The organism is Vibrio sp. AH4 (assembly GCF_030710545.1).
GTDB classification, from domain to species: Bacteria; Pseudomonadota; Gammaproteobacteria; order Enterobacterales; family Vibrionaceae; genus Vibrio; species Vibrio metoecus.
The window spans coordinates 669792-681638 of record NZ_JALAIV010000001.1; the positions used below are offsets into that span (position 1 = coordinate 669792).

General features: G+C 49.7%; 9 protein-coding genes. 3 read left to right on the forward strand and 6 right to left on the reverse strand.

Annotation, left to right across the window (positions count from 1 at the left end; genetic code table 11):
• Positions 1–169: 169 nt before the first annotated feature.
• The 4 genes from argH to argC all read right to left on the reverse strand — a co-directional run bounded on the left by argH (position 170) and on the right by argC (position 4742).
• Positions 170–1546 carry an argininosuccinate lyase gene (gene argH, locus MKA69_RS03235; RefSeq protein ID WP_305847494.1) on the reverse strand — a complete coding sequence of 459 codons (1377 nt, stop codon included), beginning with the start codon at positions 1544–1546 and terminating at the stop codon, positions 170–172.
• A 106-nt stretch (positions 1547–1652) separates the two neighbouring features.
• On the reverse strand, positions 1653–2867 hold the full coding sequence (locus MKA69_RS03240; RefSeq protein WP_000049170.1) for an argininosuccinate synthase: 1215 nt from the start codon (positions 2865–2867) through the stop codon (positions 1653–1655).
• Between the two features lie 75 nt (positions 2868–2942).
• Positions 2943–3731, reverse strand: a complete 789-nt coding sequence (gene argB, locus MKA69_RS03245; RefSeq protein ID WP_001281565.1) for an acetylglutamate kinase — start codon at positions 3729–3731, stop codon at positions 2943–2945.
• A 9-nt stretch (positions 3732–3740) separates the two neighbouring features.
• Positions 3741–4742, reverse strand: coding sequence for an N-acetyl-gamma-glutamyl-phosphate reductase (gene argC / locus MKA69_RS03250; RefSeq protein ID WP_305847495.1), 1002 nt, complete (start codon positions 4740–4742; stop codon positions 3741–3743).
• Positions 4743–4897: 155 nt separating this feature from the next.
• Here argC and argE point away from each other — a divergent pair, with 155 nt between their 5' ends.
• The 3 genes from argE (at position 4898) to MKA69_RS03265 (ending at position 9770) form a co-directional block, all read left to right on the forward strand.
• Entirely contained in the window at positions 4898–6034 is a 1137-nt protein-coding gene (gene argE / locus MKA69_RS03255) for an acetylornithine deacetylase (RefSeq protein WP_001130856.1), read from the forward strand.
• A 206-nt stretch (positions 6035–6240) separates the two neighbouring features.
• Positions 6241–8871: a phosphoenolpyruvate carboxylase gene (ppc, locus tag MKA69_RS03260; RefSeq protein ID WP_055032066.1), complete on the forward strand. Its 2631-nt coding sequence runs from the start codon at positions 6241–6243 to the stop codon at positions 8869–8871.
• Positions 8872–9230: 359 nt separating this feature from the next.
• Entirely contained in the window at positions 9231–9770 is a 540-nt protein-coding gene (locus MKA69_RS03265) for a PadR family transcriptional regulator (protein ID WP_000056567.1), read from the forward strand.
• Between the two features lie 79 nt (positions 9771–9849).
• Here MKA69_RS03265 and cysE read toward each other — a convergent pair whose 3' ends face one another.
• Together cysE and gpsA are read right to left on the reverse strand one after the other, a co-directional pair.
• Positions 9850–10671 carry a serine O-acetyltransferase gene (gene cysE / locus MKA69_RS03270; protein ID WP_055027432.1) on the reverse strand — a complete coding sequence of 274 codons (822 nt, stop codon included), beginning with the start codon at positions 10669–10671 and terminating at the stop codon, positions 9850–9852.
• A 72-nt stretch (positions 10672–10743) separates the two neighbouring features.
• Positions 10744–11778: an NAD(P)H-dependent glycerol-3-phosphate dehydrogenase gene (gene gpsA / locus MKA69_RS03275; protein ID WP_305847496.1), complete on the reverse strand. Its 1035-nt coding sequence runs from the start codon at positions 11776–11778 to the stop codon at positions 10744–10746.
• Positions 11779–11847: the final 69 nt, after the last annotated feature.

An 11847-nucleotide genomic window follows, 5' to 3' on the forward strand; every position in this document is an offset into this window, starting at 1 on the left:
AAAAAGCAGTGGTATTGTAATAGACCGAGCTTTCACTGAAAGGTTCACAAAAAAATGATCTTTTTTACGATCTTTTTCCTTAAGTGATTTTTCACTTATTCATCAATCCGTTAACACACTACTTTTTGTTTATGACTCACCGGTATTGAATGCGTCATTCACACTCTGCTTAAGATTTTACTCGCGTCTGAGCTTGTTGTACCGCATGCGCCACTTGCTTTGGCGATACCCCACCCAGTGCACAACGTTTCTCTAAACAAGACTCAATAGTCAGGATTGAATAGACATCTTGCTCAATCAAAGGCGAAAACTGTTGCAGTTCGGCCAGAGAGAGCTCTTCCAACGCCACGCCTTTGCTGATAGCCGCGACCACCGCCACCCCGACAATATGGTGCGCCTCGCGAAATGGAATCCCTTTCGCAACGAGATAATCTGCCAATTCAGTCGCGTTTGAGTAGCCTTGCTTAGCCGCTTCTAACGTACGCGCCGCATTCACTTTAATGCCATCAAAGCAGAGTCCCGCCATTTGCAAACAATCAAACCAAGTGTCGAGCGCATCAAACAACCCTTCTTTGTCTTCTTGCATGTCTTTGTTGTACGCGAGAGGCAGAGCTTTCACTGTCATCATCATCCCAGCCAACGCACCGTAGACGCGTCCGGTTTTACCGCGGATCAACTCCAGAGCATCGGGGTTTTTCTTTTGTGGCATCAGTGAAGAACCTGAGGTCACCGTATCGGCTAATTCAATAAAGCCCGCTTCACCTGTGGTGTAGAAGATCATATCTTCCGCAAGACGCGACAAATGCAGCATAGAGATCGATGCGACTGACATCAGCTCCATCACATGATCGCGATCGGAGACCGCATCCAGCGAGTTACGTGTCGCGCGAGTGAAACCAAGATCCGCGGCTAACACCTCACGATCAATCGCGTAAGCGGTTCCTGCTAATGCCCCAGAACCAAGCGGTGAGGTGTTTAAACGCGCTAGAGCATCAGTCAAACGGGATTCATCACGCTCAAACATCTCCAAATAAGCTAAACACCAATGGGCAAACGTCACCGGTTGCGCGCGTTGCAAATGGGTGTAGCCCGGCAAAACTGTCGCTTGATGTTTAGCCGCCACTGCCACCAACTGTTGTTGTAGTGTTTTCAGAGCAAGCAGCAGATGAACGCCCTGATCACGACACCAGAGCTTAAGATCGGTCGCGACCTGATCGTTACGCGAACGCCCTGTGTGCAGTTTTTTACCGAGATCACCGACTTGCTCAATCAGCTTCTGCTCGACCCAAGAGTGAATATCTTCCGCATCAGACGCTAAGATTTGCTCCGGATCTTGCTGCACCGATTGCAATAGTTGATTTAACGCCTGCTCTAACTGTTGTTGCTCCTGCACGCTCAAGACATTGACGGAGACCAAGGCTTTTGACCAAGCGATTGATCCAACAATATCTTGCTCAGCCAATCGATAGTCAAAACGTAAGGAATCATTGAATGCTTTGAACCGACTGTCTGCCGCTTGGGTAAATCTTCCGCCCCATAATGCCATGCTTAATCTCCTGCTTTCCTTTGACTGCGACCACAGTCAGAATGTGATAACTGAAAAATAAGGATCGCAGTGCGATCCTTATTTTATAAACGAATGACTACGCTGATTACTGCTTATTTTTGCTCAGAGCGCGGATGCGGCTCGACAGCGAGTAAAGACGGATGAAGCCGCCTGCGTGGCTGTGGTCATACACTTCATCTGCACCAAAGGTCGCGAAATCTTCTGAGTAGAGGCTGTTAGCCGAACGTTTTTGCGTTGCCACGGCTTGGCCTTTGTACAGTTTGATCACCACTTCACCGTTGACATCTTTCGCCAGCTCATCGGCTGCCGCAAATACGGCCTGACGTAGTGGAGTGAACCAACGACCATCATAAACAAGGTGTGACGCTTTAATACCCAGCTCTTCACGGAATTCGAATGAGGTTTTATCCAGCACCAGTTGTTCAACGGCACGCAGCGCTTCCATGATGATGGTGCCTCCTGGGGTTTCGTAACAGCCGCGAGATTTCATACCTACCAAACGGTTTTCCACGATGTCGATACGACCTACACCATGCTTCGCACCTTTTTGGTTGAGGTACAGCAAAGCGTTGTAAGGGGTCATGGCTTCACCATCAACGGCGACCACTTCGCCATGCGCGACTTGCAGCGTGACATATTCGGCTTCGTTAGGCGCTTGCTCAGGATCGACGGTCCACACCCAGCAATCTTCGTTTGGCGCATTCCATGTGCTTTCCAAAACGCCACCTTCGGTAGAAACGTGCCATGCGTTGGCATCACGCGAGTAGATCTTAGTCAATGACGCTGCACAAGGAATGTTGCGCTCGGCAAGGTAATCCAAACACGCTTCACGGCTACGCAGATCCCACTCACGCCAAGGCGCAATCACATGCAGATCTGGAGCCAGTGCCGCAAAAGCCCCTTCAAAACGCACTTGGTCGTTACCTTTACCAGTACAACCGTGCGCCAGTGCATCCGCCCCCACTTTACGCGCGATCTCAACTTGCGCTTTAGCAATCACCGGACGCGCCATGGAAGTACCAAGCAGGTATTTACCTTCATAGTAAGCGCCGGTTTTCAGCGTTGGGTAGATGTACTCTTTAACAAACTCTTCTTTCAGGTCAACGATGTAACATTCCGAGGCCCCCGATGAGAGCGCTTTGGCTTCAACGCCTTTCAGCTCTTCATCACCTTGACCAACGTCAGCCACAAACGCCACCACTTCACAGTCATAATTTTCTTTTAACCATGGAATGATCACCGACGTGTCCAGACCGCCAGAATATGCCACAACTACTTTTTTAACTTGTACTTTACTCATTGATGTATCTCCATATTCCTGGCTCTGCGCTTGGCGGTCAGTGCTCAGGTTTAATCAAATTAGTGACTTAAAATCTTAAGGTAGAAAACGGGTGCCGATGCTTTCGCCGCCAAATAACTTGGCGAGCTTCTCTGGGTAACGCCAGGTAGCCACTTCAATCGGACGTCCTAAATCTTGCGCCGCTTCCAATGCCGCTTTCACTTTGACGATCATGCCGTCGGTAATGACTTTGCCAGCAATCAGTGCATCCGCTTGTTTGACATCTAAGGTGGCGATGAGGTGGCCTTTGCCATCCAGTACACCGCTGACATCCGAGAGCAGGACCAATTCCGCATCCAGAGCACCCGCTACAGCAACCGCCGCTTGGTCTGCGTTGACGTTCATCATCTGCCCCTGCGCAGTTAGGCCTATCGAGCTAATGATGGGCATCGCACCGGTTGCCAAAATCGCTTGCAGCAAAGTGGAATCGCCCGGCGTGGCTTTGCCGACCGCACCCAGTTCAGGATCTAACTCCTCGACATGGCACAAACCGCCATCCGCCAGTGACAAACCGACAGCATTGATGCCATCTTTGATCGCTTGGCCTTGTAGCATCTTGTTCGCTGTACCAGCCAGAGCGCCGGCAATGATCGGAATTTGATCGTATGGCGTAACGCGTAAACCATCTTTCTTAACCGATTTGAGTTGCAGCTTCGCCATCAACTCATCGACCAGATAACCACCGCCATGCACGATCACGATGCGTCGTTGGGCTTGGTTCTGGTATTGGGCAATCGCACCAAACAATTTGCTAAGTGTCTCTGCGCAATCGAGCGCCGCACCGCCTAACTTAATCACTAAAGGACTGAGCTTAAGATCTGACATGTTGAACCCTTACACCAACGCGGTTAATTCATCGAAACCGTAGTGAATATTTAAACACTGCATCGCTTGACTCGATGCGCCTTTCAATAAATTGTCGATAGCAGACACCACTATGATGTGACGTCCTTGTACCTTCCAGCCGAGGTCACAAAATGGGGTGAACTCGACATCTTGAATCCGTGGTAAACCATTGCTGAAACGCACCAACGGCTTATCTTGATACGCCTTGCTAAAGGCTTCTGCGACTTGCTGCTCGGTGACACCATCCGCCAACTTCATGGTGATGGTAGCCAGAATGCCGCGCTTAAAGTTGCCAAGATGCGGAGTGAAGATCACTTCACAGCCTAGGTGAGTCGCAATTTCTGGCTGATGACGATGGTTAAACACACCGTAGGGCTGCAAGCTCACTTCGCAGAAGCTATTGGTCATGGTGGCTTTACGCCCCGCGCCAGAAACACCACTCACCGCGTTAATCACTGGCCATTGGGTCGTGTCGATTAACCCATCCGCCAACAGAGGCTTAATCGCCAGTTGCGATGCGGTTGGGTAGCAACCCGCAACGGCAATCATAGGGCTGGTTTTGATCGCTTCGGCATTCCACTCAGCAAGACCATACACCGCTTTTTCTAACCATTCAGAATGCTGATGCGCAAAGCCATAGAAGGTTGGATAAAACGATTCGCTCTGCACCCGAAATGCACCAGACAGATCAAACACCTGACAGCCTTGAGCGAGAAATTGCGGCGCGAGGTCATGACTCACTTCATGCGCAGTGGCCAGAAAAACCACATCACACTCGGCCGCAACAGCATCCACGTCAGTCAAGGCTTGCACTGGCATATCAATCAACCCAGCCACTCGACCATGCAACTGCGCCAGTGATTTGCCCGCATCCACACTGTTGGCGGAAACGTATAAACCTGATAGCGTGAGTTGTGGGTGCTTGTGCACCATAAGAGCCAGTTCTGCTCCGGTGTAACCGCTTGCGCCGATGATGGTGGTTTTTAACATCAAAAACATCCGTATTAAGTGGTGAAAGAGAGCGGATAACGCTGATTATTCATCTTTCAAAATTGCGATTAATTGGTTTTTTATTCACTTAAAGTGATTTAATATGTGTTTTACAATTTCACCGACACTCTGTCAATAGCAGGAGCAAAGATAAAATGCCGTTACCCAGTTTCCTTGAGGTCTATGAAGGCCTGATTTCAACCTCTTCAATCAGTTCGACCGATGCGCGCTGGGATGAAGGTAATGAGCAGGTGATCGCAAAATTAGCCGATTGGCTCAGCGCGCTCGGTTTTTCGATTCAGATTGAGCAAGTCGCCCCCAATAAGCAGAATTTGATTGCCAAACTCGGTAGCGGTGAAGGCGGTTTATTATTGGCAGGACACAGTGATACTGTGCCGTTTGATGAAGGCCGCTGGAATTACAACCCGCATGCGCTCACGCAAGCCAATAATCGCTTCTATGGATTAGGAACCGCGGATATGAAAGGTTTCTTCGCCTTTATTTATGAAGCGGTGAAAAACGTCGATTGGAGCAAGCAAACCAAACCATTATATGTACTCGCGACCTGCGATGAAGAAACCACCATGCTCGGTGCGCGCCACTTTACCGAAAACGCCCCGTTTAAGCCGGATTACTGCATCATCGGTGAACCCACCAGCTTGGTGCCGATCCGCGCACACAAAGGCCATGTGGCGAATGCCATCCGTGTTACCGGTAAATCCGGCCATTCATCCAATCCAGCTCTAGGCGTCAATGCGATTGAGATCATGCACGAAGTGTTGTTTGCTCTCATGCAGCTGCGCGATCGCTTAATTAAGGAATATCATCATCCGGGATTTGAAATTCCGACTCCAACGCTGAACCTTGGTCACATTCATGGTGGTGATAGCCCAAACCGAATTTGTGGTTGCTGCGAACTGCATTATGACGTTCGCCCTCTTCCAGGCATTAGCTTAGATGGTTTAGATAACCTGATGCGTGACGCACTACGTGATGTACAGCAAAAGTGGCCGGGACGTATTGAACTCGTCCCGCTGCATGACCCGATCCCCGGTTATGAGTGCGCCCATGATCACCCGTTTATTCATGGCATTAGCGAAATCTGTGAGCAAGAAGCACAAACCGTAAACTACTGCACCGAAGCGCCTTTCTTGCAGCAAGTTTGCCCAACGTTAGTGCTTGGCCCAGGTTCGATCGATCAAGCCCATCAGCCGGATGAGTTTTTAGCCTTTGAATTCATCGATCCAACCGTGCGTGTGCTGTCACGCGCCATGCAGAAATATTGTTTCTAAACCGATTGCCCCAAACCGAGTTTTGGGGCTTTTTGTAAGAAATTTTCAACAATTTTACGTTTTTGGTTAAACAATCTCTGTACCAAGCTGGGATGATAATAAATGGAATCTTAGTCTTAACAGCAAGCCCACTGGACAAAATGGTCAAGATTGTGTAATTAACTGGACTCACACTGGATGTAATTTTTTTTCAAGGCAGGATGACAATGAACGAAAAATACGCTGCGCTCAAAAGTAACGTAAGCATGTTAGGACGACTACTCGGCCAGACGATTCAAGCCGCCGATGGTGACGTTATTTTGGAGAAAGTGGAAACCATCCGAAAACTTTCGAAATCCGCCAGAACTGGCAACCAAGCAGACCGCGAGCTCCTCATCGAAGAGATCAAAAATCTTCCCAATCACCAACTAACCCCAGTTGCTCGCGCCTTTAACCAATTCCTAAACCTGACCAATATTGCCGAGCAGTATCACACCATCTCTCGCCACTGTGAGAGCCACGTGAATGAGCTGGATGCGATCGGTAGCTTATTTGCCAAACTCGCGCAAAACTCGGTCAGTAAATTCGACACCGCACAAGCCATTCGTGATCTCAACATTGAGTTGGTATTAACCGCTCACCCAACTGAGATCACTCGTCGCACCATGATCAACAAGCTGGTCAAAATTAACGAGTGCTTGTCCAAACTCGAACTGAGCGAACTCTCTTCAAAAGAGCGCCATAAAACCGAGCGTCGTCTTGAGCAGCTAATCGCTCAAAGCTGGCACTCAGATGTGATCCGTCAGCAACGTCCAACACCACTGGATGAAGCCAAATGGGGCTTTGCGGTGGTGGAGAATTCGCTGTGGAATGCCGTGCCAGAGTTTCTGCGCGAGCTGGATGAGCAAGTGAAATCGCACTTAGGAGAAGGCCTACCGATTGATGCACGCCCTGTGCATTTCTCATCATGGATGGGAGGAGATCGCGATGGTAACCCCTTTGTGACCCACACTATCACTCGCGAAGTGCTATTGCTGTCACGTTGGAAAGCCGCAGACCTTTATCTGACCGACATCAATGAGCTGGTCAGTGAACTTTCGATGACCAAGTGTAATGAGGCAGTCCGCGTATTAGCGGGCGAAGAACACGAACCTTATCGCGCTATCCTCAAACAGCTGCGCGGTTTGCTGCAAGAGACGATTGATATTCTTGAAGCCAAACTGAACGGTCAAAAACTGGCAGTGAAAGCACCGTTGCAAAATGTTGATCAGCTATGGGAGCCACTTTACGCCTGTTACCAATCACTGCATGAGTGTGGCATGGGCGTGATTGCTGATGGCTCACTGCTCGATACTCTGCGTCGCATCAAAGCGTTTGGCGTGCATCTGGTGCGTCTCGATATTCGTCAAGAAAGTTCACGCCATGCAGAAGTGATCTCAGAACTGACCCGTCATCTCGGCATCGGTGATTACAATCAGTGGAGCGAGCAAGACAAGATCGCCTTCCTGACCACCGAGCTTAACTCCAAGCGCCCTCTACTTCCGCGGGATTGGCAACCTTCAGAACCCGTCAAAGAAGTGCTGGATACCTGTAAGATAATTGCAGCGCAATCCAAAGATGCGTTTGGTGCGTATGTGATTTCGATGGCACGTACTGCATCGGATGTCCTCGCAGTTCACCTGCTACTGCAAGAAGCGGGATGCCCTTATCGTATGGATGTCTGCCCGCTGTTTGAGACCTTAGATGACTTGAACAACGCCGAATCAGTGATCCGTCAGTTGATGAGTATCGATCTGTATCGCGGCTTTATTCAGAACCACCAAATGGTGATGATTGGTTACTCAGACTCAGCGAAAGATGCCGGCGTCATGGCGGCGGGTTGGGCGCAGTACCGCGCAATGGATGCCTTAGTCAAAGTCAGTGAAGAAGCCGGCATTGAGCTGACGCTGTTTCATGGCCGCGGCGGCACGATTGGCCGTGGCGGTGCTCCTGCGCATGCAGCACTGCTTTCTCAGCCACCAAAGAGCTTAAAGGGCGGCCTGCGTGTAACAGAACAAGGCGAAATGATCCGCTTTAAACTGGGTCTGCCTGAAGTAGCGGTGAACAGCTTCAACATGTACGCCAGTGCGATTTTGGAAGCCAACCTACTGCCACCACCAGAGCCAAAACAAGAATGGCGCGATCTAATGGATGTGCTGTCGGAAGTGTCTTGTGAAGCCTATCGCCATGTAGTGCGTGGAGAGCCAGATTTTGTTCCTTATTTCCGTCAAGCCACACCAGAGCTAGAATTGGGCAAACTGCCACTCGGTTCACGTCCATCAAAACGTAATCCTAACGGTGGCGTAGAAAGCTTGCGTGCGATCCCATGGATTTTCTCATGGAGCCAAAACCGCTTAGTATTGCCGGCATGGCTAGGGGCAGGTGAAGCGATTCAATTCTCGATTGATAAAGGCCACCAAGCGCTACTTGAAGAGATGTGCCGCGAATGGCCATTCTTCTCAACTCGCCTCGGTATGCTTGAGATGGTGTACACCAAGTGCAGCGCGGAAATTGCCCGTTACTACGATGAGCGTTTAGTCGAGCCTGCTTTGCGTCCACTCGGTGAAAAACTGCGGGCGCAACTGCAAAAAGACATCAAAACGGTGCTCAATGTGGAAAACAACGAGAACCTGATGCAAAGCGATCCTTGGGGACAAGAATCGATTCGCCTGCGCAATATTTACGTGGAACCACTCAACATGCTGCAAGCCGAACTGCTGTATCGCACTCGCCAATCGGAGCACTTAGCACCAGAGCTTGAAGAAGCCTTGATGGTGACTATCGCGGGAATTGCGGCGGGAATGCGCAATACTGGTTAACAAATCGCAAAATGTCAGTATAAAAAACCAAAAGGCTGCAACTTGGCGGCCTTTTGTTTTACATTTTCGTATTATTGAGAATAATGTCAGTTTTTTATTTATCAGACACATTTGTATTCCACTTTATGCTTATTATTTAGATATACTACGTCCCCTCTGTGATAAGTACTGCAAACCAATTTCACAGTCAAAGTATGCAAAGACATACGCCAATCTAGGTGATAACCGGCTTTATAAGGTGACATAAGCAGCCAGAACGTTGAGCTGCGGGTATTTAAACGAACTGATATGAGTGCCACAAGAAGCACAACAGACGTTTAGATAGAAGTTTATGTTGACTTAATTTTTGGATTGAAGACATGTCATTACCACACGTTATCCTTACTGTTCTTAGCACACGCGATGCAACCGGGTACGATATAACAAAAGAATTTTCTGCCAGCATTGGCTACTTCTGGAAAGCCAGTCATCAGCAGGTATATCGTGAACTCAATAAAATGGGGGAACAGGGTTTAGTAACTTGTGTTCTGGAACCACAGGAAGGCAAACCAGATCGCAAGGTTTATTCTATTACCCAAGCTGGTCGCAGCGCTTTAGGTGAGTGGTTTGATCAACCAACCGCACACCCAACCGTGCGTGACGAGTTCAGCGCTAAATTGATGGCTTGCTCAGTACAATCAGCGGAACCTTACCGTCTGCAATTGGCTGAACTGGTTGAAGAGTCGCGCAAACTGGTCGCTCATTATCAGGAAATCGAAGCCGCTTACTACGCGAACCCTTCCGTGTTAGATAAGCAGCAACGTTTAGAGCGTTTAACGCTACGTCGTAATTTACTGGTTCGCCAAGCATGGATTCAATGGGCGGACGAAGTGTTGGCAGAATTGAACGCGATGGCATAAGCCCACGCAACCTGCTGATGTGAAAAAGGATGATGTCACCATCATCCTTTTTTATTTGGAGTCATTCAGGGATAGGGCGTTAAATGCCATCACCACCAATAAAGGTCTGTGAGCGGCCATTAAACTGCTGATCCATATCCAGAGAAGGCTTATCCGATTGTGGGCGACCAACCACACGAGCCGGCACTCCCGCAACGGTGGTATGTGGCGGTACCGCTTGCAGTACCACGGAGCCAGAGCCAATTTTCGCTCCTTCTCCCACTTCGATGTTGCCTAAGATCTTCGCACCCGCACCAATCATCACCCCCTCACGAATTTTCGGGTGGCGATCGCCGCACTCTTTACCTGTACCGCCAAGCGTGACGTCCTGCAAAATCGAGACATCATCTTCGACTACGGCGGTTTCACCAATCACAATGCCCGTCGCGTGATCGAGCATGATGCCGCGACCAATACGCGCGGCTGGATGAATATCCACCTGACAAGCGACCGAAATCTGATTTTGGAAATAAGTGGCAAGAGCCTTACGCCCTTGTTGCCATAACCAGTTCGCGACCCGATAGCCCTGTAGAGCGTGGTAACCTTTGAGATACAGCAGCGGCATAGAGTACATCGAAACTGCCGGATCTCGGTTCACGGTCGCGCAGATATCACATGCCGCCGCTTCAGTAATCTTGGGATCAGCTGCAAACGCTTCTTCGATCACTTCGCGCACCGCCATAGCCGGCATAGAAGCCGTGTTCAAACGGTTGGCGAGAATGTAGCTCAGCGCCGATCTTAAACTGTCGTGTTTAATAATGGTGGCGTGATAAAAACTGGCGAGCATCGGCTCCTGCTCTGATTGCTCGCGAGCTTCAGCAACAATGGTTTGCCAGACCTTGGTGTGTGCGCACTGTTTCATGACTTACTCTGTCCTAATCAAGATCGGGCAAGCTATACCCTATCGATTCAATTCCATCTCTTGCGCTGCGGATTAACGCTCCATCTTCTTATCTCGCGCCAGCAGATCCTGAGCCGCGAGTCGCGCATCTTTTCCTTGATACAATACTTGGTAAATTTGTTCAACTATCGGCATCTCAACGCCCATGCGTTTTGCCAGCATCCACACTTCTTTGGTGTTGCGATACCCTTCAACGACTTGGCCGATATCGGTTTGCGCGGTATCCACATCTTTACCTTGACCCAGTGCCAAACCAAAACGACGGTTACGCGACTGGTTGTCAGTACAGGTCAGAACTAAATCACCCAATCCGGCCATACCCATAAAGGTTTCCGGTTGCGCACCTAAGGCGGCGCCTAAACGCGTCATTTCAGCCAAACCACGAGTGATAAGGGCTGTACGTGCATTCGCGCCAAAGCCAATGCCATCGGACATCCCCGCACCAATCGCAATCACGTTTTTTACCGCACCGCCAAGCTGCATACCGATAAAGTCACTGTTGGCGTACACGCGGAAGGTTTTGCTGCAATGGATCTTCTCTTGCAGGTCGCGTACAAATTGCACATCCGGAGAGGCCACTGAAATCGCGGTTGGCATGCCCATCGCCAACTCTTTAGCAAAGGTAGGCCCAGACAGTACCGCGAGTGGATAGCTATCCCCCAGCACATCATGGGCGACATCTTGGAGTAGACGTCCAGTTTCGGGCTCTAGCCCTTTGGTTGCCCAACAAATGCGGCTATCAGCACGCAGATGTGGCTGTAAACTTTTCAACACGATACCAAACACATGGCTAGGCACCACCACTAGCAGATCACGGCTAGCTTGCACGGCTTTTTGTAGGTCTGTTTCGATAATCAGAGTGTCAGGAAAAGCAATTCCGGGCAAAAATTCATGGTTAGCGCGGTCAGCGTCAAGGCGCGCCATATGCTCTGCATCATGTCCCCACAGGACGATATTCGCGCCATTGCGCGCCAAAGAGATCGCCAGTGAGGTACCGTAGGAGCCCGCACCTATCACGGTCATTTCAACAGGTTTTCCGTAGCTATTGTGGTTCTGTGTTTCGCTCATTGTTCCGCCTATCGATAACGAAGTTGTGCTCTATTCTATACCCAAACATAGGCTATTGCAGTCTGCACC